Here is a 25,632-nt window from a genome sequence, read left to right as displayed (position 1 = left end):
CCGCGGGCAGTCGCACCGCGGGCACGGGAACCGAGGGTCGTACTGCGGCACGGGGCACTGCGAGGCGGGCCGCACGGCGAGGCGGGCCGCACTGAGGGGTGGCCGCACTGAGGGGTGGCCGCACTGAGGGGCGGGCCCCGAACGAGGGGGAGGTGTGCGGGGCCCGCCGTTGTCCAGCGTACGGAGTGGGCAGTGGTTCTGTCCCGTGGTCTAGATCAGGTGTTGCCGACTCGTGTTCTACCGCTCGACCGGCGGATCCGTGCGCCCTGGGAGGCGGTCCACCCGGTGGTCGGGGGCGGGGTGCGCGTCGCGGTGGCCGCCGGCGTCAGAGGTCGCGCTGAGCGCCGCGGGAGCCGTGCCGCGAGGCGGTCGTCTGCCATGCAATGATGCCGAAGCCGACGCACCCGAGTCCCACACCGGCCAGCGCTGTCCAGGTCCACGTGCTGTCGGCGCCGGTGACGAGCAGGATGACCAGGGCGACGAGCCATGCCGTCGTTCCCACGATCGCCGGTGCCCACAGTCCGACAAGGGGTTTGGGCAGGGCGGGAACCGGGCGAAACGGTCCCGTAACTCCTCGGGTCTTGCCGGGTGTGTCCACGTGGGACAGGCTACCGCTGCCGTTTTCGATGCGAGGTGGGTGACGAATGGCTCAGGAGAGCACCGAGCAGGACCGGGAGAGGCCGAAGGGCGGGCTCGACCGGTTCTTCAAGGTCAGCGAACGGGGCTCGTCGGTGTCCCGCGAGGTGCGCGGTGGCCTCGTCACCTTTGTCGCGATGGCCTACATCATCGTGCTGAACCCGCTGATCCTCGGCAGTTTCTCGCCGGACGATCCGGCGGCGAAGACCGACGCGACGGGCGCCATCCTGGGCGTACCGCAGGTCGCGGCGGTCACCGCGCTCGTCGCGGGTGTGATGACCATCGTGATGGGCCTGGTCGCGAACTTCCCGTTCGCGCTCGCCGCGGGCCTCGGCATCAACGCTCTCGTCGCCTACACGATCGCGCCGCAGATGAGCTGGGGCGCCGCGATGGGCCTCGTGCTGGTCAACGGCCTCATCGTGCTCGTCCTCGTGCTCACGGGGGTCCGCACGATCATCTTCAAGGCCGTTCCCGCGGCGCTGAAAGCGGCGATCGCCGTCGGCATCGGCCTGTTCATCTCCCTGATCGGACTGGTCGACGCCGGGTTCGTCACGCAAGGCGACGGCACGCCGGTGCAGCTCGGGTCGGGCGGTTCGATCGCGACGTGGCCGACCGTGGTGTTCGTCGTGACGCTGCTGGTCATGGCTGTCCTCGTGGCGCGCGGCATCAAGGGCGGCATCCTGATCGGCGTCGTGCTCGGCACCGTCCTGGCCTTGGTGGTCGAGGCGATCGTCAACGCCGGACCCTCGGGTCCCGACAACCCGTCGGGCTGGGCGTACGGCTATCCGGCGGTGCCGGACAGTGTGTTCGGTGTGCCCGACCTGTCGCTGCTGGGCAACGTCAACTTCGACGCGTGGGTGCAGATCCCCGCCATCTCGGCGGCGCTGCTGGTGTTCAGCCTCGTGCTGACGGACTTCTTCGACACGATCGGCACCATGACCGGACTCGGCAGGCAGGCGGGGCTCGAGAAGGACGGCAAGCTGCCGAACACGAGCAGGGCGCTGTTCGTGGACTCGCTCGGCGCGATCGCCGGTGGCGCCGGTTCGGCCAGCTCGAACACGGTGTATGTCGAGTCGGCGGCCGGTATCGCGGAGGGTGCGCGCACGGGCCTGGCGAACCTCGTCACGGGCGGACTGTTCCTCGTCGCGATGTTCTTCACCCCGCTCTACGAGATCGTCCCCATCGAGGCGGCTGCGCCGGCGCTGGTCATCGTGGGTGCGTTGATGATCAGGCAGGTCGCCGACATCGACTTCTCCGACCTGACGGTTGCGCTGCCCGCGTTCCTGACGATCGTGGTCATGCCGTTCACGTATTCGATCACCAACGGCATCGGCGCAGGCTTCGTCAGCTACGCCGTACTGCAGGCCGCCACGGGCAAGGCCCGCAACGTGCACCCGCTGATGTGGGTCGTGGCCGTGGCGTTCGTCGTCTACTTCGGGATCGGGCCGCTCCAGGCGTTGTTCTCCTGATCGCTCAGCCGCCCAGGCGGTCGTCGTGCTGTGGGTGTCACCGATTCGGGTGTCGCCCACAGCACCATCTGTGCAGGTCGAAGAGGTCGTAAGCTAAACTAAGCAAGTGTCCGAGCCTGTAGACGGTCTGACCGCCCCCGTTCCAGCGGATCCCGGCGGCCGGTCCGAGAACCCTTCACTGGCGAGCCGGCTGCGGCTCGCGGTGGTGCGGCTCAACCGCAGGCTCCGGGCGCAGCGGACCGACACCGACCTGTCGCTGACCCAGGTGGCCGCGCTGTCGACGCTCCACAAGCACGGCGCGATGACACCGGGGCGGCTCGCGGCGCACGAGGGCGTGCGACCGCCGTCGATGACGCGAGTCATCGCCGCGCTGGAACTGGTCGGCTATGTCGAACGGGCTCCGCATCCGACCGATGGCAGGCAGGCCATCGTCGCGATCACGGAGTCGGGAACGGCCTACGTCCACGAGAGCATCTCGGTTCGTGAGGCGTGGCTGGACGAACGGTTGCAGGAACTGAGCGGCGAGGAGCGCGAAGTGCTCTCCAGAGCCGCCTCGATCATCGAACGCATGGCGAGCCACAGCTGAGGAGGCGTGCGGCCCGCCTGCCAGGAGGCGACAACCCGGCGTGACACTCACGGATAGCGACACCCAGTCCCGACCGACCGCTGACGCTATTCCGCGATCCCGCCGAAAGTCGCCACCGGGCATGTTCGCGTCACTGCGCGTGCGCAACTACCGCCTGTTCTTCTCGGGCCAGGTCGTGTCCAACATCGGCACCTGGATGCAGCGCACCGCCCAGGACTGGCTGGTGTTCACGCTCAGCGGCAACGACCCGGTGGCGCTGGGTGTGGCCGTGGCCCTGCAGTTCCTGCCGACGTTGCTGCTGTCGCTGTGGGCCGGTGTGCTGGCCGACCGGGTGGACAAGCGCAAGCTGCTGTTCCTGATCCAGACGGGCACGTTGGTGCAGGCGGCGGTGCTCGGCGGGCTCGCGCTGAGCGGGGTCGTCGAGCTGTGGCACGTCTACCTGCTGTGCTTCGTCCTCGGCACGTTGTCGGCCCTCGAAGTGCCGACGCGGCAGTCGTTCGTCGCGGAGATGGTCGGCAAGGACCAGGTGGCGAATGCCGTCGCACTCAACTCGTCGATCTTCAACATGGCCCGCATCGTCGGCCCGGCGATCGCGGGACTGGCGATCGTCGCCGTCGGCGAGGGCTGGCTGTTCATCGGCAACGCGGTCTCGACCGTCGCCGTGCTCGCGGGCATCGCGGCGATGCGCCCCGGTGAGCTGTATCGCGAGGACGCCGTCGACCGGGCGAAGGGCCAGCTGCGGGAGGGGCTGCGGTACGTGCGCAGCAGGCCGGACCTGACGGCGATCATGCTGCTGATGCTGTTCGTCAGCACGTTCGGCATCACGTTCTTCACGTCGCTGGCCGTGGTGGCGGGCAACGTGTTCGGCACGGCGGCCGACGGCTACGGCATGCTGTCGACGCTGCTGGCCGTGGGAACGTTCGCGGGTGCTCTGCTGTCCGCGCGGCGAGGGAGCAGGCGGAAACCGACGATGCGGCTCCTGCTGGGGGCGGCGATGGCGCTCGGCGTGCTGGAGTTCGCGACGGCGTTCATGCCGACCTACCTGGCGTTCGGTCTGGCGCTGGTGCCGCTGGGGCTCGCGACGATCACGTTCCTCAACACCGCCAACACGTTGGTGCAGACGTCGGTCAGCCCGCAGATGCGTGGACGGGTGATGGGCCTGTACGTGCTGATGGTGATGGGCGGCAACCCGATCGGCGGGCTGCTGACCGGGTGGATGGCCGAGACGTTCGGCGGGCGTTCGCCGTTCTACATCGGTGGCGCGGTCGCGATGCTGGCCACGACGGTCTGTGCGCTGGTGCTGACGAAGGCGCGCGGCGGCGACTTGCGCGAGTCGCTGAGGTTAGGCTAACCTCAGACTTGTCGCTTCGTGGTGGGAGCGGCAGTCAGTTCGGGAACGGACGGGGCCCTGGCCGCTGGAATCGGCCAGGGCCCCGTTCCCGTATGCGGCACTGTACCGGCGAACGCTCGCCCGCACTTGCGCACCTTCCCGCGCCCTCCCGGCCGCTCCGTGACCAAGATGCCCCCAGGGGCACTTTGGTTGCGCTCAATGCAACCAAAGTGCCCCCGGGGGCGACAGGGGCCTGCCGACGACGAAGGCCCCGCACCGGAACGGATCCGATGCGGGGCCTCCGCGCAGCTTCTCGAACTGAGCTCGTCAGGTTCGGCGCCTCACGCCTGGAGCAGGCCGTTGCGGCCGGCCTTGGCGTCCTCGAAACGCTTGCCGATCTCCGCCCAGTCGAAGACGTTCCACAGGGCGTTGACGTAGTCCGGCTTGACGTTCTTGTACTGCAGGTAGAACGCGTGCTCCCACACGTCGACCAGCAGGATCGGGACCGTCGGCAGGACCAGGTTGTTGTGGTGGTCGCGCAGCTGCTGCGTGATCAGCGTCTTGCCGATCGGGTCCCAGGAGAGCGCGCCCCAGCCGTTGCCCTGGATCGTGGTGCAGACCGCGGTGAACTGAGCCTTGAACTTGTCGAACGAGCCGAACGCGTCGTCGATCGCGGCCGCCAGTTCACCGGTCGGCTTGTCGCCACCGTTCGGGGACAGGATCTTCCACCACACGACGTGGTTGGCGTGGCCCGCGAGGTTGAACGCGAGCGTGGTCTCGAGGCCGACGATCGAGCCGAAGTCGTTCGCGTCCCGCGCGGCGGCGAGCTTCTCCAACGTCTGGTTCGCACCGTTGACGTAGGTCTGGTGGTGCTTGCTGTGGTGCAGCTCGTTGATCTCGCCCGAGATGTGCGGCTCGAGTGCGCCGTAGTCGTAGTCGAGGTCGGGAAGCTCGTACGTGGGCATGAGCCCTCCTTCGTCCTTGAGGTCGCTTGCGCAGTTCGTCTCGTGTGCCAACCTAGTCGTCGCCGTGGCGGCTTGCTAACCGGGTGGGCGCGAGTTGACCTTGCTCCCTCGACCTCACTGGAGGTCAACGACGTGTCAGATGGGTCACGCCGGGTGCGTGTCCCTCGAACCGGTGAGCGACGTCCGCGGGAGGCGGTCCAGACCCGTGCCATCCCTGCGGAAACCGCGGCCCGCCGCTCACGCCGCGCGGTGGGTCTCCACGGCCTCGGCCAGGTCGTCGAGCACGGCGATGTTCAGCTCGAACGCCCGTTGCGTCTCGGCCATGATCCGCTCGTGCTCGGCCCCGTCCCACGGCGCCGCGTCCAGCAGGGCCCGGTACCGGGTGCGGAACGCCGAAGGGCTGCCGAGCGCCGCGAAGTCGTAGAACCGGGCGCCGGGGCCGGTGACGCCGTAGGTGCGCTCCAGCAGCTTGCCGACCACCTGGCCGCCCGCCAGATCGCCCAGGTACCGCGTGTAGTGGTGCGCGACGAACCCGCCCGGCCAGTCGTAGGCGACCTCGCGCAGCCGTTCGACGTAGGCGCGGGTGGCCGGCGTGGGCTCGATGCGATCGCGCCAGCCGGGGCCCGCGAGCCGTTCCAGGTCGACCACGAGGGCCTGCGTGCGGTGCAGTTCCGGGACGACGAACGGCGCGCCGACCTCGTCGGCGGTCATCGCGTCGGCGGCGTCCTCGAGGGTCGAGTAGATGAAGTAGTACTGCTCGGCCAGCCGCGTGTAGCCCTCGAGCGTCAACTGCCCGTCCAGCAGGGCGCTCATGTAGCGGGAGTGGTGCGCGCGGTCGTGTACCTGGCGGGTCGAATGCCGCAGGGCTTGCGAGAACGGCACCTGCGCCTGCGACTCGGTCTCCGGCTGGCCGGGGTGCACTGCCTGGTCGGTCACGACGCCTCCCGCGCTTTCTGACAACGTGTCAGAAACGACCCTAGCCCGGAGCGGGCGCCTCGGGCGATGCTTCGCGCGGAATTACTCCGACCGCGCGTGACACGAAGGCCACCGCGAGCTCGATCGCCTGTGGCAGTTCCTCGGGCGGCACGTCGACGACCTGCCTGGCACCGAGCGCCGCGCTGACCATCGGTGCGAGCATCGCGACGTCCTGCTCGGGCCACCGGCCCCGGCGCATGCCCTCCTCCAGGATCCCGCTGAGCATCCGGCCGATCGGGTCGGCGTGCGCGGCGATGCGCCGGTACGACGACGGTTCGAGCGCCGAGGCGAGCGTCGCGCCGGGCGGCAGGTGGTAGTCGGCGAGGGTCTCCAGTTGCAGACGCGCGAACACGGCGAGCTTGTCGGCCGGGTCGTCGACCGCGTCGACGGCGTCGGTCAGCCGCGTGACGTAACGGGACACCTCGTCCTCGACGAACGCCACCAGCAGGTGCTCGCGATCGGGGAAGTGGTTGTAGATCGCGGTGCGGCCCACGCCGGCCTCGGCGGCGACGCCGGACAGCGTGATCGCCTCGAACCCGCGCTCGTACAGCTGGTTCCGGAGGGCGTCGAACACCTTCTCGCGCACCTGCCTGCGGTGCTCGTCCAGCGAGCTTCCGATGATCTTCGGCATCGCCGCGCCTTTCGTCGCCGGGCCACGGTTCAGCGTACCGGCCAGTCGTGCACCGGCTCGCCTGCGCGCGCGAGTTCCAGGTAGTCGCCGAGCATCACGGCGAGCGCCGAATCGCGGGTCAGCCCGCGATCCTGCGCCGCGGCGACCGCCTCGCGCTGCCAGACGCTGCCGTTGCGCTTGGTGACACACCGCCGCTCGATGATCCCGAGGTAGCGGTCGATCACGGTTCCGGAGACCCCGGAGCTGCGGAGCCCCTCGTGGGCCAGCGGCAGCAGGACCCGGAGTGCGAGCTCGTCCGGCGGGACGTACCCGATGCCGGGCCAGTAGAACTGCGCGTCGAAACCGTGCCGCGCGCCCGAGTGCAGGTTCTGTTCGGCGGCCTGGAACGACATGCGCGTCCACACGGGCCGGTCCTCTTCCGCGAGCGCGCGCTGCGCGCCGTAGAACAGCGCCGCGTTCGCCATCATGTCCACCACCGTCGGGCCTGCCGGCAGCACCCGGTTCTCGACCCGCAGGTGCGGCGCCCCGTCCACGACGTCGTACACCGGCCGGTTCCACCGCCACACGGTCCCGTTGTGCAGCCGCAACTCGGTCAGCCGCGGGACCCGGCCCGCCGCGAGCGCGTCCATCGGGTCCTCGTCGTCGGTCTCCGGGAGCAGTCCCGGGAAGTAGTGCAGGTTCTCCTCGAACAGGTCGAAGATCGAGGTGATCCACCGCTCGCCGAACCAGACACGGGGGCGGACACCCTGGTTCTTCAGCTCGTCGGGACGGGTGTCGGTGGCCTGCAGGAACAGCGGGATGCGGGTCTCGGCCCACAGCGATTTGCCGAGCAGGAACGGCGAGTTCGCGCCGAGCGCGACCTGCGGTCCGGCCAGGCATTGCGCTGCGTTCCAGTGCGGGGCGAAGTCGTCGGGTGCCACCTGCACGTGCAGCTGCACCGAGGTGCACGCCGCCTCCGGCAGGATCGACTCGGCGTAGGTGAACAGCTCCTCGGCCTGCCCGCCGGGCAGGCCGGTGCCCTCGAGTGACAGCAGCGGGCACTCGCCTCGGGTGGCGAGGATGCGGTCGTTCAGCAGGGCGTAGCGCGGATTGTCGGTGATCCACTTCTGGTCGAAGTGCTCGTCGCCGAGGGTCGGCAGAATGCCGATCACGGCCACCTGCGCGCCCTTGCCTGCCGCCTTGACCTCCGCGCGCCCGAGGTGGGCGTTCAGATCACCTTCGAGCTGCAACGCCGATTCGCCGTCGAGCGGGCGCGGCGGGACGTTGAGCTCGATGTTGTGCTGGGACAGTTCGGTGGTGAACAGCTCGTCGTCGATGGAGGCCAGCACGGCCGCGTTCGACATCGACGGGCGCATGGCCCTGTCGACGAGGTTCAGTTCCACTTCGAGACCGATGTGCTTGCGTGGGAACGTGAAGTGTTCCTCGGCGAGCATGAGCGCGAAGGTGTCGAGGCAGCGTTGCATCTTGTCGCGGTACCGGCCTCGTTCGTGTGGGGGACGGCTTCTCGGAGCGACGTCCTGACCCATCGGCACTTTCCTCCCGAGCAACCGCGACGCCTCCTGCCACGGCAATCTCCGTGGCAGAAGGCGACGTTGGCATATCGCACACGTGGCCGACCAGCGGCCAAACCGGTGCTCTGCGGGGCGTTGGACTCACACTCTGCGAGGAGCCCTCGTTCGCACGAACGAGGTACCCGGCGTTCGGAGCACCGATACCTGCGCCGGCAGGTGCAATGGGACACTCTGCGGGTGGCCGCCTCACCGCAGTTGATCTACACCGAGGACATCGGGGACGAACGTCTCGACGAGTTCCGCGACCTCACGACCGCCGACCGCAGGCCCGACCGGCCGGGCGGGCGCGGCCTCGTCATCGCGGAGGGCACCGTCGTCGTGCGCAGGCTCGCGGAATCCCCGTACCCGGTGCGCGCGCTGCTCGGCGTGCGGCGGCGGTTCGACGAGTTGGAGGCCGATCTGGCAGGCCTCGACGTACCGGCCTACGTCACCTCGGCCGACGTGATGGCGGGCGTCGTCGGCTTCCACCTCAATCGCGGCGTGCTCGCCACGGCGGACCGCGCTCCGCAGCCGCCGGTGGCCGATCTCGTCGCAGGAGCCAGGGTGATCGCCGTGCTCGAAGGTGTCGGCGACCACGAGAACCTCGGTGCGCTGTTCCGCAACGCCGCCGCGCTCGGCGTCGACGGCGTGCTGCTCGGGCCGGGCTGCTCCGATCCGCTGTACCGCCGCAGCGTGCGGGTGGCCATGGGCCATGTGCTGCGCGTGCCGTTCGCCGTGGCGAGCGGACCCGCCGAGTGGAAGGCTGCGCTGGAGACCGTGCGGGACGCGGGGTTCCGGCTGGCCGCCTTGACGCCCCGGCCGGGGTCCGTCCCGCTGTGGCGGGCCGCAGCGGACGAGAAGGTGGCGCTCATGCTCGGTTCGGAGGGGCACGGCCTCTCCGACGAGGCCCTCGCCGCCGCCGACGTGGCCGTGTCGGTCCCCATGGCGGACGGGGTCGACTCGCTCAACGTCGCGACGACCGGCGCGGTGGCGTTCTACGAGCTCACCGTGCGCAGAGAGGGGACTGCCGCCGATGTACGGCGCTGAGCTCGAACTCGACGTGGACGGCGACCGTGCCGTGCTCACCGGCGCCGGTGGCCGGACGGTCGATCCCGCGGCCTTCTCGCTCGGCGACGAACTGACCGACGCGCTGCACGAGTGGGCACGGGTCTCGGCAGTGGTGGGTGCCGGTGCCACGCGTGCCGTCGGCCCCGGAGGAGCGGACGGGGAAGCCCGCGAGGGGGAGACGGTCGTCGCGCACCGGGGCAGGCAGCTCGCCGGCCGGGTCGCCGCGGCGCTCGGCGTCACGGTGAGCTACCGCGACCCCGTCGCGGGCCGGACGTTCGTGGCCGTGCCCCCCGCGGAGGAAGCGGGCGATGATGCCGGACCGCCTCCCGCCGGGGAGAGCAGCGCGCGCCGCGGACAGGGCAGGTTCGACGCCCTCGCCGAGTGGTGGCGGGTGCAGGCGGAGCGCAACCCCGGCCCGGTGCCGTGGGGCACCGGACTGGTGGTCGGTGCGTTCTTCGCCGCCGTGATGATCGTGGCGATGCTCGCGCTGGCCGGCGCGCTGGCGTCGGCCACCCACGGGCTGGTGGCGATCGTGGCCGCCCTGGTGGTGAGTGCGGGACTCGCGCCGTCGCTGTGGCTCGGCAGGCGGGTGCCGGTGGTGCGCTGGGTCGTCGGCGGAGTCGCGGCCGGGATCGCACTCTCGTGGATCGGCGTTCTCGTCATCGTGCTGTGATGCCGGACACGCCGAGCTCCGCGGAGAACGGACATTCGCACCAGTGTGGACAGTACGCAGCCGCAGGTCAGTGGCCCGCAGTGTCGCCGCGGGGCGGTTCACGAGTCGATAACGACCAGGTCGGAGTGTTGCCGAGGGGGTCGAGCGCGGGTATGGCGACGGTCGGCGCAAGCAGCCGTTCGGGGGACCGGTACTTTACGGCCCATGGCTTCGTCGAATCCCCAAGACGTGTGCAACGTCGTCGTCACCGGTGGTAGTGGCTTCATCGGACGCGCGGTCGTCGCGAAGTTCCGCGAGCGCGGCGCGCGGGTCACGGTCATCGACAGGGAACCCTCGCCGTACCCCGACGACGAGGGCGTCGTGCACGTCCAGGGCGACCTGAAGGACGCCGAGGTGCGCGAACAGGCGATCAAGCCCGGTGTCGACGGCATCATCCACCTGGCCGCGATCACGTCGGTGCTGAAGTCGGTCGAGATGCCGGCCGAGACGTACGCCGAGAACGTCGCGATCACCCACGAGCTGCTCGAGCTCGCCCGGATCCACGAGGTGCCGCGGTTCATCCTCGCCTCGACGAACGCCGTCGTCGGCGACGTCGGCACGGCCACGATCAACCCGGACCTGCCGCTCGCTCCGCTCACACCGTACGGCGCGACGAAGGCCGCCTGCGAGATGCTCATGTCGGGCTACGCGGGTGCCTACGGCGTCAAGACAACGGCGCTGCGGTTCACGAATGTCTACGGACCCGGCATGTCGCACAAGGACAGCTTCATCCCGCGCCTGATGCGCGCCGCGCTCGTGGGCGAGGGCGTGAAGATCTACGGCGACGGCCAGCAGAAGCGCGACCTCGTCTTCCTCGACGACATCGTCTCCGGCATCACCGGTGCGTGGGACGCGCAGTACGTCGGACGTGCGATCCTCGGTGGCGGCAAGTCGGTGTCGGTGCTCGACATGATCGACGGCGTGCGTGCGGTGACGGGCGCAGAGCTGCCGGTCGAGCACGTGCCGGCTCCGGGCGGCGAGATGCCGGCCGTGATCGTCGACATCTCGGGTAGCGCCGACACGATCGGGTACACCCCGTCGTACGACCTCAAGGCCGGGCTCGCCGCGACCTGGGAGTACTTCCAGAAGGCCGCCGCAGCCACCGGCTGAGCCGCCGCCGCTGAGCCGACCGACGAGAGAGTTCGCCGAGTGTCCACCTTTCTCCGCCGTCACTGGCTGCTGCTGTTGCTGCTGGCAGGCGGCGTTGCCCTGCGGGTCGTGACGTGGCTGGCGTATCAGCCGGCACTGCTGTACATCGACACGTTCCGTTACCTGGGCAACCTGGAAGAGCTGCGGCCGACGGATCTCAACCCGCTCGGCTACACGGTCGTACTCAAGTTCCTGCTGGAGTTCGGCGGGTTCGCGTGGGTGCAGGCCGCGCAGCACACCATCGGCATCCTGCTGGCACTCGTGCTGTACCGGCTGGCCATGCGCTACACCGAGCGGGGCTGGCTGTCGGCGATCGTGGCCGCGCCGGTGCTGCTGGACGCCTACCAGCTGCAGATCGAAGCGAATCTCATGTCGGAGATCGTCTTCCAGACGCTGCTGGTGGGCATGCTGTGGGCGCTGCTCTCACGTGGGGAACTGACGTGGAAGCGCGCCGCGGTGGCAGGCGCGCTGCTCGCGGGCGCGGTGCTCACCCGGACGATCGGCCTGGTCGTCGCGGTGCCGTTCGTGCTGTTCCTGCTGCTGGCGTTCGGCGGACTGAAGGTGTGGAAGACGCGTGCCGGCCGCAGGCACGTCGCGGGCAGGACGGTCGCGGGCCTGGCCGGTGTGGCGATCGTGCTGCTCGGCTACATGTCGTACTACGCGGCCTTCGCAGGCCACTTCGGATTGACCGGGGCGACGAACAACGTGCTGTACGGCCGCACGGCCACGTTCGCCGACTGCAGCCAGCTGCCCGACGACGAGGGCCTGCGGCTGATGTGTCCCGAGGAGCCGCTCGGCCAGCGCGAATCGGTCGACTTCTACACGCACTTCCAGTACGGCTCGCCGGACTGGCCGGAAGAACCGTTGCCGGACGAGCGGGACAAGGCGACCCTGGCGAAGCAGTTCTCCTACTGGGTCATCCTGAACCAGCCGTTCGACCTTCTCGGCGAAGTGCTCTACGACTTCGGCAAGAACTTCGTCCCGGTGAAGGAGACGTTCCACAACGACGTCCCCGCCGAGCGATGGCACTTCCAATCGCACTATCCGTACCACGATGTGGGGACGGAGACGCCTCAGGTGTACCAGGCGTGGACGCTCGCTTATGATGACGAGTTGCCCCACGCCGATCGGGCGCTCGCGTCCTTTATGCGTGATTATCAACAGAACGGCGGTTACACCTGGGGGCCACTGCTCGCGGTGTTTCTGCTGTTGGGCATCCTTGGTGTGGTCGGAGTAGGAAAGGCACGCAGATCACCACTTCGGTCTGGTGCTTTTCTCGCCACCGGCAGCGCGTTCGTCATCCTGGCGGGTTCAGCCGCGTTCGAGTTCTCCTGGAGGTATCAGTTGCCTGCGCTCGTCCTGCTGCCGATCGGCGGCGTGTTGGGTCTGGCCGCGATGTTCGGACTGGGGAAGAAGCCCGCTGGGGGCGGTCGTCGCCCCAAGATGGACGACTATCCCGATGACGTCGACACCGCGGCCGTGTCCGAGTTCCGCAGCCGCTACGGCGAAGCACCGCTGAGCCCGCTCGTGGTGGTCATCGCGGCCTTCAACGAGGCCAAGGGCATCGCCCCGGTGCTGCAGAACATGCCCACCCACTGCGGGGACATCCCGGTCTCGACGCTCGTCGTCGTCGACGGCTCGACCGACGGCACGGCCGAGATCGCGCGGGATGCCGGTGCGTACGTCTGCGAGGCACCGAAGAACCGCGGTCAGGGTGGTGCACTGCGGCTGGGCTACCACCTCGCCAACGAGTGCGGGGCCGACTGGGTCGTCACGACCGACGCCGATGGCCAGTACGACAACAACGAGCTGCCGATGCTGATGAAGCCGCTGCTCGACGGCACCGCCGACTTCGTGACCGGCTCGCGCCGCCTCGGCTCCGGCAAGTACGACAGCAGCGTGCGCTGGCTGGGCGTGCGCGTGTTCGCGTGGCTGGCGTCGCTGCTGACGATGCAGAAGATCACCGACACGTCGTTCGGCTTCCGCGCGATGCCCGCGGACCTCGCCGCGTCGGTGACCCTCCGCGAGCCGCAGTACCAGGCGTCCGAGCTGCTGCTCGGCGTCATGGCGAAGGGTGCGCGGGTGCTCGAGGTGCCGATGACCATGGAGCTGCGCAACAACGGCGCCAGCAAGAAGGGCGGCAGCATCAAGTACGGCGCGAACTACTCGCGGGTGATGCTCGGGACGTGGCTGCGCGAGTACGTCCTCCGCGGCGGCAAGCGCCGGCCCTACGCGGGCAGGTCGCCCGTCGCAGGCGAACGGGCGTAGTACGGGCCTTCAGTGGCCTTCTGAGACGACGAGAACGACGAACGGCCTCCGGACCCCGGCGATGGGGTCCGGAGGCCGCTCACTGTCTTCTGGGCGGTGGCGTTCTCGCGTGGCGGTCTGAGGCCATCGCACCGCCGGCTTCCGCGGCCCCGGACGGCGGCATCCGGGAGTGCGGCCGGCTTCCGCCGCCGGGGAAAGCGGCACGGCGACAGTGCGGCACGGCGACAGTGCGGCCGGAGGCTGTGGCGGGCGTGGCCTGAGGTTGTGGCGCAGGGAGGCACCTGCACGCGATGAGGCACCGGCGTCGGTACGGGCCGGTTGCGACTTCCCGGCCCGGGAACACGGCACGGGGACGGCCGGGAATCGCCCCGATCACAGCGCGAATCCGCTGAGATACACAACGTCATCCGGCCAAGGTCGAAAACGGCGCATTATGCAGAAAATCGGATAAATGCATTGTCTGCGCCTGGAAGTATGCATCCGCCGGGGTTCGGACGGTCACTGTGAAGTGGACGGCCGATGGTGAATTGTCCACATTTTCCCGTGGGGTCCCGAGCGCGTGAAATCACGGCGCTGATCATTTTTCGTTACCCGAAAACGACCCGTTCGGGTGAGGCGACAACACGAGGGCCCGGCCACCGGGTGCGGTGACCGGGCCCTCGGTGTTTGCGGCTCCGGTGGAGGTTCTGCCGCCGGCGAGGAGCGCGTGGGGGCGACCCCGGGCGCTCGCGGGCGGTTCAGGCGGTCTGCGCCTGCACCTCGGCCGGTGCGGCCTTGCCCGCCGGCTTCGGAGCGTCGAGCTTGCTGTAGACGAAGCGGTCGAGCAGCGTGAACTTGATGAGAAAAACCAGCGCATAGCTGCTCAGGAACGCCACGTCGAGCACGATGATGCGCACGAAGCCTTCGATCCGGAGCGGCTCGGTGATCCAGCCGGCGATGGTCGTGAGCGTCATCGAGGCGATGCCGCCCAGGCCGATCACGAACAGGTAGGGCAGCAGCTCACGCTTGAAGTCCGGCTTGCCCCTGCGGTTCCACGCCCAGCGACGTGCGACGAAGTAGTTGGGGATCGCCCCCGCCACGAACGCTGCGGCGCTCGCGACCGTCGGGTTCACGCTCATCGTGAGCAGCACGATCAGCGTCACCTGGCTCATACCGGTGGCCAGGCCCGAGCTCATCAGCGCGCGGACCAGTCGCGCAAAAAACTTCGGCTGGCCCGGGCGATGATCCGGGTCGTCAGCCGGTTCTTGCTGGTCGGCGGCGTGTTGCCCTGCGGAAACGGTCGTCACATCCCCCATTGTGCCAACCGCCTTTCTCCTCCGTGCGGCGACATCCCTATTCTTTGCCTGTGGGTTGAGATCAGCCCGTTACTAAGACAGTGTGAACCGGCTAGTTCGGGTGCAGAGCCGGGCCGTGCGGCCCAGGCGACAGGAGGAACGAAAACACATGCGAGTACTGGTTCTTGGCGGCGACGGCTTCTGCGGATGGCCGACCTCCCTGCACCTGTCTGCGCAGGGGCACGAGGTCGCCATTGTCGACAACCTCTCGCGGAGGAAGATCGACATCGAGCTCGAGGCCGAGTCGCTGACGCCGATCCGCCCGATGGGCGAGCGCCTGACGGCCTGGAAAGAGGCGACGGGCAAGGACATCGCGTTCCACAACCTCGATGTCTCGCAGAACTACCAGCGCTTCCTCGATCTGCTCCTCGAGTTCCGCCCGGACGCGATCGTGCACTTCGCCGAGCAGCGCGCCGCGCCTTACTCGATGAAGAGCAGCTGGCACAAGCGGTACACGGTGGACAACAACCTGGGTGCCACGAACAACGTGCTGGCCGCGGTGGTCGAGAGTGGTCTGGACATCCACGTCGCGCACCTCGGCACGATGGGTGTCTACGGCTACGGCACGGCCGGCATGAAGATCCCGGAGGGCTACCTCAAGGTCAAGGTCGAGGTCGGCGACGGCGACCTGGTCGACCAGGAGATCCTGTACCCGGCCAACCCGGGCAGCATCTACCACATGACGAAGACGCAGGACCAGCTGCTCTTCCACTTCTACAACAAGAACGACAAGATCCGGGTCACGGACCTGCACCAGGGCATCGTGTGGGGCACGCAGACCAAGGACACGCAGCTGGACGAGCGTCTGATTAACCGCTTCGACTACGACGGCGACTACGGCACGGTGCTCAACCGGTTCCTGATGCAGGCCGGCGTCGACTACCCGCTGACCGTCCACGGCACGGGCGGCCAGACGCGCGCGTTCATCCACATCCAGGACACGGTCAAGTGCATCGAGCTGGCCATCTCCAACCCGCCCGAGAAGGGTGAGCGGGTGCAGATCCTGAACCAGATGACCGAGACCCACCGGGTCCGGGACCTGGCGCAGATGATCGCCGAGAAGACCGGCGCGACGATCGAGAACGTCGAGAACCCGCGTAACGAGGCCGACGAGAACGACCTCCACGTGGCCAACGACCGCTTCCTGCACCTCGGCCTCAACCCGATCACCCTCAACGAGGGCCTGATGGAAGAGGTCACCGAGATCACCAAGAAGTACGCCGAGCGCTGCGACACCTCGCGCATTCCGTGCGTGTCGACGTGGACCGGCGACAAGTCCGACCACGTCGGTACGCCGAAGAACGCCTGACGCGTTCAGCAGGCTCCGACACGACGAGGGCGGCCCACCTGGTCCGGTGGGCCGCCCTTCGCGTGTCGAGGTGAGTGTCGATTCGCAAACGCCCCCCAGGGGCACTTTGGTTGCACTCAACGCAACCAAAGTGCCCCTGGGGGCAGTGTGTGGTGGTTTCGGCGGAAGCTCAGCCGCGTTGGCTGCGGACGCCCAACAGCACGTCCTCCCATGCGGGCACCGGCGTGTGACCGCCCCTGCGCTTCGGCCTCGGCTTTCCGGGGCCGGCACCCGGATCGGTGTCCGAGCCCGCTGCCGCTCGGCCGGCCGCAGGGGCAGCGTGATCCGGCTCGCCCGACCCGCGGCCTTCGGACCCGGCTCGTTCGCCCTCCGGGTCGGATTGCCCCGCGGGTGCTTCCTCGACGGGCAGTGGCGCCTCGATGACGTTGCTCGCGGTGTCGGGCTCCTCGTCGGGTTCGTCGAACTCCGGGCAGTCGAACAGGACGGGTTCGAGTTCCTCCGCGGTGACCTCGGAGTGCTCCTGTGCCGCGTACTCCTGCGCCGCGGCCCGTTCGGTGAGGTCGGTGACGGCGCGTGGGGTGCGGAACGACGTCGGGTCGAGCAGTGAGGTGGCCAGGTCGTCGATCGCGGTCACGGTGCCGCCGTGCATACCGGGGGTGAACGTCCAGTGGGCGCGGTTGGACGAACGGCCCGCCGACCAGCGCAGGCAGACGACCCACTTGCCGTCGTCGCCGCGCCAGGCATCCCATTCGGCCTGCGAGAAGTCGTGTCCGCGCACGCCGAAGGCGTGGGCCACGACCTCCGCGAGCGTCTGCACGTCCGGGCCGTCGTCGCGCACGGGGTGCGCCTGCTGGGCGAGTTCGGCGTGGCGGGAGCGTTCGAGCAGTACGGGGTAGGCGAACCGCTCGACGCGGTCGGTGGGCACGCCCGAGGCGGTCACGACCTGCTCGACCGTCTCGCCCGCGCGGATCCGGGCTTGGATTTCGCGGGGTCGCATCTGGGCCTCCAGCTCGATCTCGATCTGGCCGAGGCGGGTGATGTCACCGCGGGCAGCGGCACGCAGCCGCTCGTCCGCGGGCAGGACGAACCGCTCACGGTGCTCGGGGTCCTCGCACACGATGGACTCGCCGTCCTCGTGCAACCCGACCACTCGTAGCGTTCGCATTCCCGCCTCCCGTGCGCGTTCACGTTCCTCGCCGGTCACGTTAGAGCGGCGCGTCGCCTTGACGACGCAGGCGCGCCGAGTCACGACGAGATCACGCCGAAGCCGGACCGGTGCCCGGCGAAAAGTCGACATGTGCGATCGTCGCCCGGTTGGACGAACGGAATCGGGACGACAAGCGCAACCAGGACAACTGAGGGCGAACGAGACGGCCGAGGACAACCGGTCGAGGACAACCGGTCAAGGACAACGAGAAAACGGGGGGCCGGCGCTGTCGACCCGAGCCGGCCACTGGGGGAAGAAACGGATACGCGATATGAGTGAGACAGGATTCAGTCGGCGCCGGTTCTTCAGGGGCGCGGGCGTCGCGGGCACCGTCGCGGTGGTTCCGCTGGTCAGCGGGTACGTCGGCTACCGGATTCCGCAGTCGAAACCCGAGCCGCAGGTGCTGCCCCCGCCGAAGGCGGAGGAGGTGCACAGCTTCTACTCCCGGCCCGATCTGCGCCCGCCGAAGGTCAAGATGTCGGATGCCGACCCGGACACCGCGCCTCCGGCGAGTCCTCGACACCTGCTGCTCGGGGTGAAGGACTACCAGGGTGAAGGTGCCGGTCAGGCGGGCATGCTGATCGTCAACCGCCGTGGTGAGCCCGTGTGGTTCAACGTGCGCGACGGTGACGACGAGAAGCCCATGGACTTCCGGATGCAGACCTATCGGGGCGAGCCGGTCCTGACGACCTGGCAGGGCGCCGCCCCGAGCGGGTTCGGGATCGGCAAGGGCATCGTCTTCGACCAGGCGTACCGGCAGATCGCCGAGGTCAACACGGGAAACGGGGTCGCGGATGCGGACCTGCACGAGTTCCTGATCACCGACCGCGACACGGCGCTGATCATGGCCTACAACCCGGTGCGGGCCGACCTGCGGCCGGTCGGCGGACCCGCGGACGGTTGGGTCTCGGACGGTGTGATCCAGGAGATCGACATCGAGTCGGGTGAGGTGCTGTTCGACTGGCGAAGCCTCGACCACGTCGACCTGGCCGAGTCCCAGCACCCGGTGGAGGGACAGGGCACCGAGGATCAGCCGTACGACTACATCCACCTGAACTCGATCGGGCTGGACGACGACGGCGATCTGCTGGTGTCGGCGCGCAACACGTGGGCCGTGTACAAGATCGCCAAGTCCGACGGCGCGTTGCGGTGGACGCTCGGCGGGAAGAACAGCGACTTCCGCCTCGGCGACGGCGTCGAGTTCGCCTGGCAGCACGACGCGCGCAGGCAGCCCGACGGCACGCTGTCGCTGTTCGACAACGCCGCCTCCCCGCCGCAGGCCAACCGGTCGCGTGGGCTGGTCCTCGCGCTGAACGAGGACGCGATGACCGCGGCCGTCGACCGGGAGTACACCCACCCTGCGGGCCTGCTCTGCGACAACCAGGGCAACCTGCAGCTCCTCGACGACGGCCGCGCGATCGTCGGCTGGGGGTGTCAGCCCTTCACCTCGGAGTTCGACGCCGACGGCGAATGGCTCACCGACTGGCGGACGCCGGAGTTCGTGCAGAGCTACCGGGCCTACATGGGCGACTGGGTCGGCAGGCCGGACGACGAACCCGCCGTGGCGGTGCGGCGGAACGCGGCTCGCGGCGTGCTGGTCTACGCCAGCTGGAACGGTGCGACCGAGGTGAAGCGCTGGCGGGTCCTGGCGGGCAAGCGCGCGGACGAGCTGTCCGCGGTGGTCACCGTGCCGCGCGGCGGCTTCGAGACGGCGATCTCGTGTGACGCCGACGGCCCGTTCTTCGCGGTGGCGGCCCTGGACAAGCAGGGCAACGAACTGGGCAGATCCGAACCGGTCCGCGGGCGCTGACCCGGGACGGAAAGCGCCCCCAGGGGCACCTTGGTCGCGTTCAGTGCGACCAAGGTGCCCCTGGGGGCGTGTGGCGGGGGCGGCCTACTTGCCCAGCTGCTCCACGACGTACTCGATGCACTTGGTCAGCGCGGTGACGTCGTCCGGCTCGATCGCGGGGAACATGCCGACCCGCAGCTGGTTGCGGCCCAGCTTGCGGTACGGCTCGGTGTCGACGATGCCGTTGGCGCGCAGCGCCTTCGCGATGGCGGCCGCGTCGATGTCGTCGTCGAAGTCGACCGTGCCGACGACCTGCGAACGCAGCGACGGCTCCGACACGTACGGCCGGGTGTAGGAGGTCTGCTCGGCCCACTCGTAGAGGCGGCCGGAGGAGTCCTTCGTCCGCGCGGTCGTCCAGTCGAGGCCGCCGCCCGCGTTCATCCAGTCGATCTGGTCGGCCAGCGTCAGCAGCGTCGCGACGGCGGGCGTGTTGTACGTCTGGTCCTTGCGGGAGTTGTCCAGCGCCGTCTGCAGCGACAGGAACTCCGGGACCCAGCGGTCGCCCGCACCGATCTCCTCGACGCGCTGCACCGCCTTGGGCGACATGAGCGCGATCCACAGCCCGCCGTCGGAGGCGAAGCACTTCTGCGGCGCGAAGTAGTAGACGTCGAAGTCCTCGGCCTTCACCGGCAGGCCGCCCGCACCCGAGGTGGCGTCGATGGCAACCAGCGCGTCGTCACTGCCCGCGGGGCGCTTCACGGGCACGGCCACACCGGTCGAGGTCTCGTTGTGTGCCCAGCCCACCAGGTCGCAGCCCGCCTGGTAGGAGATCTCGGGGGCGCTGCCCGGCTCACCTTCCACGATGACGGACTTGTCCAGGAACGGCGCCTTGTCCGTGACCTTCGCGAACTTCGAGGAGAACTCGCCGTAGGTGAAGTGCTGAGCCCGCTCCCGTACCAGGCCGAACGCGGCAGCGTCCCAGAAGGCCGTCGTCCCGCCGTTGCCGAGCACGACCTCGTACCCGTCGGGGAGGCCGAACAGCTCGGTCAGGCCGGAACGGACCCGGCCGACGAGGGACTTCACCGGCTTCTGGCGGTGCGACGTGCCGAGCACGTTCGCCCCCTCCTTGGCGAGGTTGGCCAGCTGCTCCGGCCGGACCTTGGAGGGGCCGCACCCGAAGCGGCCGTCGGAGGGCTTGAGTTCTGCAGGGATCGTCAAGTCAGCGGCTTCGGTCATGTCGGCAGTGTTTCACGCTCGCCAACCCTCGGGGTCCACTCCGCCGGGTACCGGGGCCTTCGGATCGTAGGGAGTCCGGGTGAAAACAAAGGTCGCAAGGTCGAGGTACGCCGGTGTGCCATCGCTCACTCGACCCACGGTGAGGGTCTCTCCGGCGTAGTACCCGTCCAGTCCGAGCCACCGGTCGTCGCCGAGCGGGCGGAAGCGCGAGGCCCGTCCCGAGCCGTCGGCGGGCGTCAGGTTCAGCCAACCGTCCGGCATGGCGTACAGGTGGTACGGCTTGGGCCCCCAGTGCCACAGCCCGGTGAGCTCCAGCAGGCCCGGTTCGACCGGCGACGGTGCCCACTCGGCCGGCAGCGGGGGCTCGGCGTCGTCGGCGATGGCGATCAGGTCGGCGGTCAGGCCGGCGATCCCGACGCCCGACGTCGTGTTGGCGAACGTGACCGCGCCCGTCTGCGTCGCCGGGTCGATCAGCGTGCAGGCGAGGAAGCCGGGCATCGACCCGGTGTGCCCCGCGAGGCGCTTGCCGCCCGTCTGGACGAGCTGGAAACCGAGGCCGTACCCGGCGCTCCAGCCGGTACCGGAATCGTCGACCGTGGCGGCCTCCCGCATCTCGGCGACGGTGTCCGGGTCGAGCACGCCGCCGGTGCGACCGCCGGTGAACGCCGTCCAGCGCGCCAGGTCGTCGAGCGTCGACCACAGCTGTCCCGCGGGAGCCATCGCGCCCGCGTCGTGGGCCGGTTCGGGCAGCAGGACGTCGGCGAACGGGTGGACGGCGTAGCCCGTCGCCGTGGTCAGGCCGTGCTCACCGGGCATCGGAGTGGTGTGCCGCATGCCCAGCGGTTCGAGGATCTCGGCGCGTACGACGTCGAGCCAGTCCGCGCCGCGCAGCGCTGCGACGAGCCTGCCGAGCACGCCGTAGCCGACGTTGGAGTAGTGGAACCGGCGGCCGGGGCGGTGCTTCGTCTCGCCCGCGGTGAGGCTCGTCGACAGGTCGGTCCAGCCGCCGCCGGGGCTGCGTTCCCACCACGCCCCGGGCGACTCCGACGTCAGGCCGCTCGTGTGCGACAGCAGCTGAGCGATCGTCGAGCCGCCGAACGTGGTGCCCGGCACGTGTGTGTCGAGCGGGTCGTTCAACTCGAGCAGCCCTTCGTCCCGCAGCCGCAGCACGGCAGCGCCGACGATCGACTTGGTGATGGAGCCGATGCGGTACTGGGTCGTCCGGTCGGGGCGAACGCCGTCGACCGTGCCGCGCGATCCCCACCACGTGATCTCGCCGTCTCGTACGAGGGCCGCCGCCAGCGACGGCGCGCGGCCCGCGACCTGCTCGGTGGCGATACGGCGGTTCAGCACGAGTTCGGTGGTAGGCAGCATGCCGAGATCGTAGACAGGGGCGGGGTGCACGCGGGCGCGCATACCGGTCGCGCGTTCGCCCCGAAGGGCACCTTTGGGGCGCTCAACGCCTCTATTCTTCCCTTCGCGTGCCCTGAGGAACGAGGGGAGGAATAGGGGCGCTCAACGCAACCAGGGTGCCCTTGGGGGATTTGGCGTGCGTCACGAACGGCGCCGGTCGGGGTTCCCTGGCGGGCTAGGGTGCTCGGCATGGCGACGCAGCGCATGACGATGCAGCGCATGACCACGCAGCGGGTGCGGGTTGACGACGGGGTCGAGCTGGCGGTCCACGTGGCGCAGCCGCCGGGATCCTCGACCGCCCCGAGTCCTGCGCGACACGCGGAGGCCGTGAGCTCCGCGGGCGCCTCGGAGCCGGCGAGGTCCGCGGGCGATGCGGGCGGAGGGAACGCCGTGCCGGTGCCCACGGTGGTGTGCGTGCACGGTTATCCGGACAACTCGTCGCTCTGGGACGGCGTCGCCGCGGAGCTGGCGGGCCGGTTCCGCGTCGTCACCTACGACGTCCGCGGTGCGGGTGCATCGGACCGTCCGCGCACGCGGGAGGCCTACCGGCTCGACCGGCTCGCCGCCGACCTGGCCGCCGTCGTCGACGCCGTGAGCCCCGACGATCCAGTTCACCTGCTCGCCCACGACTGGGGCGCGATCCAGACGTGGCACGCGGTCACCGGCTCGTGGCTGCGCGGCCGGGTCCGCTCGTTCACGTCGATCTCCGGCCCTTGCCTCGACCACGCGGGCCACTGGTTCCGGGACGGTCTGCGCAGGCCGTCCCGCTGGCGCGACCTGGCCAGGCAGGCGCTGCACTCGACGTACATCGGATTCTTCCAGCTGCCGGTCGTACCCGAACTGGCGATCCGCAGCGGCCTGCTGGCCCGCGTGCTCCGCAGCACCGATCCGGACGAACCCGCACCCGACACGGGCGACGCCGTCGCCGGGCTGAACCTGTACCGCGCGAACATGCCGCGGAGGCTGGGCGGCCCCGGTGAGCGCCACGCCGACGTTCCGGTGCAGGTCGTCGCTCCGACCGGGGACGGCTACGTCACACCCCCGCTGCAGTCGGGCGTCGAACGCTGGGTCGCCGACCTGCGGGTTCGCCGGATCTCGGGCGGGCACTGGGTGGCGCGCGCCGAGCCGCGGCGGATCGCGCGGGCGGCCGCGGAGTTGATCGACCACGTCGAGGGCAGCGGTGTAGCGGGCGGCGGCGTCGCGGACCGCGGTGCCGGTGGCGGAGATGGCGCCGTCGGTGGCGGTGAGGCCAGGTCGTTGCGCCGGAGCCGGGTCAATCCTCGTCCCGCAGGACGGTTCGCGGGGTACCTCGTGGTGGTGACGGGCGCCGCGAGTGGCATCGGCAGGGCGACCGCGCTGGCGTTCGCCGCCGAGGGCGCCGACGTCGTGCTCGCCGACGTCGCACCGTTGACGGCGGTCGCCGACGAGGTGCGTGCCAGGGGCGGCGAGGCGTTCGCCTACTCGGTCGACGTGTCCGGCGCCGAGGCGATGGCGGAGTTCGACGCGGCGGTCGCGGCCGAGGTCGGAGTGCCGGACGTGGTGGTCAACAACGCCGGTGTGGGGGTGGCCGGGCCGCTGCTGGACACGTCGGTGGCCGACTGGTCGTACGTCATCGACGTCAATCTCTGGGGCGTGATCCACGGCAGCAGGCTGTTCGGCAGGCGGATGGCGGAGCGCGGCGAGGGCGGTCACATCGTGAACGTCGCGTCGATGGCGGCGAAGGTGCCGAACGCGATGCTGCCCGCGTACTCGACGACCAAGGCGGCGGTGCTGCACCTGACCGAGTGTCTGCGCGCGGAGCTGGCCGCCCACGGTGTCGGCGCGAGTGCGGTGTGCCCCGGGATCGTGCGCACGTCGATCGCCGCCACCACCCGGTTCGCCGGTGCCGATGCGGCCGAGCAGGCGGGGCGCCGGACACGGTCGGACCGGCTGTTCGCACGCCGGAACTTCGCTCCCGAGAAGGTGGCGTCCGACATCCTGCGCGCGGTCGAGCGCGACCGGCCCGTGGTCGCACCGACGGCGGAGGCGAAGGTCGCGGGTGTGCTGGCCAGGTTCACGCCCGGGCTGTTGCGCGCGGCCGCCCGGCGACACCGTGCATAACTCCCCGTAACGGACTTTCCGTATCGCGGCCGACACTTCACGTACGCATCGCGAACCGGAAATATAGGGCACGCTGCGGAGACGTCGAGGATCACCTACGAAAGTAGCCCGGCGTCCGAGGGACCCATGCGGTTACGATGCGTGCATCCGTGTTCAAGGCGTCCCCTGTAGGAGTGATCGATGAGCGGTTACGACGTCGATCCGGACGAGCTGCGCGCTGCGGCGCGGTCGATCGGCACCGCCGTGGGTAAGGCCGACGACCTGAAACTCGAGGACGTCGTCGGCGACAAGAAGGCGTTCGGTGACGACGCCGTCGCGACGGCCCTCACCGAGTTCTGCACGACGTGGCAGCTCGCCGCCGGGGTGCTGCAGGACAGTGGCCGGGAGGCCGGGCAGTCGCTCGACGGCGCCGCGACCGGATACGAGCGGGCCGACGAGCAGAACACGATGGGATCGGCACCCGGCCCAGGGCCGCAGGTGCCGCCGATGTGACCGGAAGCGGGCGACATGGCTGAACTGGGGTCGACCGAGGACCCGAAGGAACTCATCCCCGGCAACGCGGAGACCATCACCGGCGCCGCGAACACGTTGCGGGCACGCGCGAAGAAGTTCGCGGAAGTGGCCTCGGACCTCGGCAACGTGCGGATCGAGAACTGGTACGGCGCGGCGAGCAACCAGTTCTGGGACACGTTCACCGCGGAGAAACCGAAGTGGGAGAAGGGCGCGTCGGCGCTGAGGTCGGCCGCCAAGACGCTCGACGGTCACGCGCAGACGGTCTCGTGGGCCCAGTCGCAGGCGGCGGAGGCGATCGCCACGTACAACGAGGGCCAGCGCGCCACCGCGACCGCGCAGCAGGACTACATGGACGAACACGGCGTCTCGCCCAACGCGCCCGGCGCGTCTACCTCCTCCGGTTCGTTCACCGACCCCGGTGAGGCCAAACGGCAGGAGGCGCGGGAGATCCTGAACCGTGCCCGCAACCAGCTCGCGACCGCCGGTGGCGAGAACGCAGGCGCCATCAGGAAGCAGGGCGGGCATTCGCCCGACGCGCCGGGCTGGCTGACCGGCCCCGCGGACTTCGCGTCGACGTCGCCGCAGATCAAGGGCAACGTCAACACCGACTCGATGGCGTCGAAGACGCTCATGGACCAGGCCAGGGAGGACGGCGGGCGCTGGAACGACCGGTTCGACCGGTACAACCAGTACGGCCACCGGTTCGACACGCCGCAGCGGGGTGGTCCGAACGTCGACGTGACCGTTGCCCAGTCGAAGGCCTCGTACGACCTGCTGAAGGCGCAGGCCTCCGGTGCGACCCAACTCGGGGACGCCACCGCATCGGGCTCGGCGGGCGCGAAGCTCGGCGCGGAGGCCAGTGCGGGCGCAGGCTTCACCCGCGACGGCCTCAAGGCCACGGCCAAGGCCTCGGCCGGTGCGACCGCGGAAGCCAAGGGGCAGGTCAACTACGGAGCCGCCGAGGTGGGCGGTTCCGGCAAGGCGTTCGCGGGTGCCGAGGCGCAGGGCACCGCCGAGGTGGGCGCCGACGGACTGAAAGCGGGCGCCAACGCGTTCGCCGGTGCGCGCGCCGAGGGCGAGGTCCACGCGGACGTCGGCGGTGTCGGTGCCGGTGTGAAGGGCGAGGCGTGGGCCGGTGTCGGCGCCGAGGCCAACGTGCAGGTCGGCATGGACGACGGCAAGTTCGTCGTCGGCGGTGAGGTTGGTGCCGCGCTCGGCGTGGGTGGCAAGCTGGGCGGTGAGGTCACCGTCGACCCGGGCAAGATCACCGACACCGCGCAGGACGCGGGTGCCGCCATCGGCGACTTCGCAGGGGGCGTGGGCGACAAGGCCCGCGACGTCGGCGGAGCGCTGAACCCGTTCGACTAGCCCGTACGCCGAACCCCGCGGCCG

General features: G+C 69.7%; 21 protein-coding genes. 12 read left to right on the top strand and 9 right to left on the bottom strand.

Translation table 11 applies throughout. From position 1 onward, the window contains the following. Window positions 1-325: 325 nt before the first annotated feature. Complete coding sequence (locus LY12_RS13725; protein ID WP_253856599.1) at window positions 326-598, bottom strand: DUF2530 domain-containing protein; 273 nt, start codon at window positions 596-598, stop codon at window positions 326-328. Between the two features lie 46 nt (window positions 599-644). Here LY12_RS13725 and LY12_RS13720 point away from each other — a divergent pair, with 46 nt between their 5' ends. From LY12_RS13720 to LY12_RS13710, 3 genes are all read left to right on the top strand, one after another. Then, window positions 645-2,105: an NCS2 family permease gene (locus tag LY12_RS13720; RefSeq protein ID WP_253856596.1), complete on the top strand. Its 1,461-nt coding sequence runs from the start codon at window positions 645-647 to the stop codon at window positions 2,103-2,105. 127 nt (window positions 2,106-2,232) lie between these two features. Beyond that, complete coding sequence (locus LY12_RS13715; protein ID WP_253857375.1) at window positions 2,233-2,691, top strand: MarR family winged helix-turn-helix transcriptional regulator; 459 nt, start codon at window positions 2,233-2,235, stop codon at window positions 2,689-2,691. Between the two features lie 88 nt (window positions 2,692-2,779). Next, window positions 2,780-4,042, top strand: a complete 1,263-nt coding sequence (locus LY12_RS13710) for an MFS transporter (RefSeq protein WP_372493525.1) — start codon at window positions 2,780-2,782, stop codon at window positions 4,040-4,042. Between the two features lie 320 nt (window positions 4,043-4,362). On the opposite strand, the gene LY12_RS13705 is transcribed toward LY12_RS13710, so the two are convergent. The 4 genes from LY12_RS13705 to LY12_RS13690 all read right to left on the bottom strand — a co-directional run bounded on the left by LY12_RS13705 (window position 4,363) and on the right by LY12_RS13690 (window position 8,118). Continuing rightward, entirely contained in the window at window positions 4,363-4,986 is a 624-nt protein-coding gene (locus LY12_RS13705) for a superoxide dismutase (RefSeq protein ID WP_253826702.1), read from the bottom strand. Window positions 4,987-5,223: 237 nt separating this feature from the next. Further along, entirely contained in the window at window positions 5,224-5,922 is a 699-nt protein-coding gene (locus tag LY12_RS13700; RefSeq protein WP_253856592.1) for a biliverdin-producing heme oxygenase, read from the bottom strand. A gap of 40 nt (window positions 5,923-5,962) precedes the next feature. Then, window positions 5,963-6,592 carry a TetR/AcrR family transcriptional regulator gene (locus LY12_RS13695; protein WP_253856590.1) on the bottom strand — a complete coding sequence of 210 codons (630 nt, stop codon included), beginning with the start codon at window positions 6,590-6,592 and terminating at the stop codon, window positions 5,963-5,965. Window positions 6,593-6,621: 29 nt separating this feature from the next. Further along, on the bottom strand, window positions 6,622-8,118 hold the full coding sequence (locus LY12_RS13690) for a glutamate-cysteine ligase family protein (RefSeq protein ID WP_253856588.1): 1,497 nt from the start codon (window positions 8,116-8,118) through the stop codon (window positions 6,622-6,624). Window positions 8,119-8,340: 222 nt separating this feature from the next. Here LY12_RS13690 and LY12_RS13685 point away from each other — a divergent pair, with 222 nt between their 5' ends. The 4 genes from LY12_RS13685 (at window position 8,341) to LY12_RS13670 (ending at window position 13,339) form a co-directional block, all read left to right on the top strand. Beyond that, a complete protein-coding gene (locus LY12_RS13685) occupies window positions 8,341-9,189 on the top strand; it encodes a TrmH family RNA methyltransferase (protein ID WP_253856587.1) in 849 nt (282 codons plus the stop codon). Next, on the top strand, window positions 9,176-9,883 hold the full coding sequence (locus LY12_RS13680; protein ID WP_253856585.1) for a DUF2537 domain-containing protein: 708 nt from the start codon (window positions 9,176-9,178) through the stop codon (window positions 9,881-9,883). The genes LY12_RS13685 and LY12_RS13680 overlap by 14 nt, the downstream gene beginning before the upstream one ends. Window positions 9,884-10,087: 204 nt before the next feature. Beyond that, on the top strand, window positions 10,088-11,032 hold the full coding sequence (locus LY12_RS13675; RefSeq protein WP_253856583.1) for an NAD-dependent epimerase/dehydratase family protein: 945 nt from the start codon (window positions 10,088-10,090) through the stop codon (window positions 11,030-11,032). A 39-nt stretch (window positions 11,033-11,071) separates the two neighbouring features. Continuing rightward, window positions 11,072-13,339 (top strand): glycosyltransferase family 2 protein, encoded by a 2,268-nt coding sequence (locus LY12_RS13670; RefSeq protein ID WP_253856581.1) that lies wholly within the window; start codon window positions 11,072-11,074, stop codon window positions 13,337-13,339. A gap of 737 nt (window positions 13,340-14,076) precedes the next feature. On the opposite strand, the gene LY12_RS13665 is transcribed toward LY12_RS13670, so the two are convergent. Beyond that, window positions 14,077-14,625 (bottom strand): GtrA family protein, encoded by a 549-nt coding sequence (locus tag LY12_RS13665; RefSeq protein WP_308292112.1) that lies wholly within the window; start codon window positions 14,623-14,625, stop codon window positions 14,077-14,079. Between the two features lie 157 nt (window positions 14,626-14,782). On the opposite strand from LY12_RS13665, the gene LY12_RS13660 reads away from it, so the two are divergent. Then, complete coding sequence (locus LY12_RS13660) at window positions 14,783-15,982, top strand: NAD-dependent epimerase/dehydratase family protein (RefSeq protein ID WP_253856580.1); 1,200 nt, start codon at window positions 14,783-14,785, stop codon at window positions 15,980-15,982. 169 nt (window positions 15,983-16,151) lie between these two features. On the opposite strand, the gene sepH is transcribed toward LY12_RS13660, so the two are convergent. Then, window positions 16,152-17,147: a septation protein SepH gene (gene sepH, locus LY12_RS13655; RefSeq protein ID WP_253856578.1), complete on the bottom strand. Its 996-nt coding sequence runs from the start codon at window positions 17,145-17,147 to the stop codon at window positions 16,152-16,154. A 313-nt stretch (window positions 17,148-17,460) separates the two neighbouring features. Between sepH and LY12_RS13650 the strand changes: the two genes are divergently transcribed. Further along, on the top strand, window positions 17,461-18,999 hold the full coding sequence (locus LY12_RS13650) for an arylsulfotransferase family protein (protein ID WP_253856576.1): 1,539 nt from the start codon (window positions 17,461-17,463) through the stop codon (window positions 18,997-18,999). 84 nt (window positions 19,000-19,083) lie between these two features. Here the strand turns inward: LY12_RS13650 and serC are convergent, their stop codons facing one another. Together serC and LY12_RS13640 are read right to left on the bottom strand one after the other, a co-directional pair. Then, entirely contained in the window at window positions 19,084-20,214 is a 1,131-nt protein-coding gene (gene serC, locus LY12_RS13645; RefSeq protein ID WP_253856575.1) for a phosphoserine transaminase, read from the bottom strand. Window positions 20,215-20,226: 12 nt separating this feature from the next. Beyond that, entirely contained in the window at window positions 20,227-21,588 is a 1,362-nt protein-coding gene (locus LY12_RS13640) for a serine hydrolase domain-containing protein (protein ID WP_253856574.1), read from the bottom strand. A gap of 228 nt (window positions 21,589-21,816) precedes the next feature. On the opposite strand from LY12_RS13640, the gene LY12_RS13635 reads away from it, so the two are divergent. The 3 genes from LY12_RS13635 (at window position 21,817) to LY12_RS13625 (ending at window position 25,608) form a co-directional block, all read left to right on the top strand. Next, window positions 21,817-23,727, top strand: a complete 1,911-nt coding sequence (locus LY12_RS13635; protein ID WP_253856573.1) for an SDR family oxidoreductase — start codon at window positions 21,817-21,819, stop codon at window positions 23,725-23,727. Window positions 23,728-23,907: 180 nt separating this feature from the next. Further along, window positions 23,908-24,219, top strand: a complete 312-nt coding sequence (locus LY12_RS13630) for a WXG100 family type VII secretion target (protein WP_253856572.1) — start codon at window positions 23,908-23,910, stop codon at window positions 24,217-24,219. Window positions 24,220-24,234: 15 nt separating this feature from the next. Beyond that, window positions 24,235-25,608, top strand: coding sequence for a putative T7SS-secreted protein (locus LY12_RS13625; protein WP_253856571.1), 1,374 nt, complete (start codon window positions 24,235-24,237; stop codon window positions 25,606-25,608). Window positions 25,609-25,632: the final 24 nt, after the last annotated feature.

The organism is Prauserella alba, assembly GCF_024171735.1.
GTDB lineage: Bacteria > Actinomycetota > Actinomycetes > Mycobacteriales > Pseudonocardiaceae > Prauserella > Prauserella alba.
This window is presented reverse-complemented; position numbering and strand designations above follow the sequence as displayed.

Bases quoted from the DNA above. Each gene is read 5' to 3' on its own strand.
- LY12_RS13680 (WP_253856585.1), top strand. From the start codon at position 9,176: ATGTACGGCGCTGAGCTCGAACTCGACGTGGACGGCGACCGTGCCGTG.
- LY12_RS13690 (WP_253856588.1), bottom strand. From the start codon at position 8,118: ATGGGTCAGGACGTCGCTCCGAGAAGCCGTCCCCCACACGAACGAGGC.
- LY12_RS13630 (WP_253856572.1), top strand. From the start codon at position 23,908: ATGAGCGGTTACGACGTCGATCCGGACGAGCTGCGCGCTGCGGCGCGG.
- LY12_RS13720 (WP_253856596.1), top strand. From the start codon at position 645: ATGGCTCAGGAGAGCACCGAGCAGGACCGGGAGAGGCCGAAGGGCGGG.
- serC (WP_253856575.1), bottom strand. From the start codon at position 20,214: ATGACCGAAGCCGCTGACTTGACGATCCCTGCAGAACTCAAGCCCTCC.
- LY12_RS13675 (WP_253856583.1), top strand. From the start codon at position 10,088: ATGGCTTCGTCGAATCCCCAAGACGTGTGCAACGTCGTCGTCACCGGT.
- LY12_RS13640 (WP_253856574.1), bottom strand. From the start codon at position 21,588: ATGCTGCCTACCACCGAACTCGTGCTGAACCGCCGTATCGCCACCGAG.
- LY12_RS13695 (WP_253856590.1), bottom strand. From the start codon at position 6,592: ATGCCGAAGATCATCGGAAGCTCGCTGGACGAGCACCGCAGGCAGGTG.
- LY12_RS13650 (WP_253856576.1), top strand. From the start codon at position 17,461: ATGAGTGAGACAGGATTCAGTCGGCGCCGGTTCTTCAGGGGCGCGGGC.
- LY12_RS13635 (WP_253856573.1), top strand. From the start codon at position 21,817: ATGGCGACGCAGCGCATGACGATGCAGCGCATGACCACGCAGCGGGTG.
- LY12_RS13660 (WP_253856580.1), top strand. From the start codon at position 14,783: ATGCGAGTACTGGTTCTTGGCGGCGACGGCTTCTGCGGATGGCCGACC.
- LY12_RS13625 (WP_253856571.1), top strand. From the start codon at position 24,235: ATGGCTGAACTGGGGTCGACCGAGGACCCGAAGGAACTCATCCCCGGC.
- LY12_RS13705 (WP_253826702.1), bottom strand. From the start codon at position 4,986: ATGCCCACGTACGAGCTTCCCGACCTCGACTACGACTACGGCGCACTC.
- sepH (WP_253856578.1), bottom strand. From the start codon at position 17,147: ATGCGAACGCTACGAGTGGTCGGGTTGCACGAGGACGGCGAGTCCATC.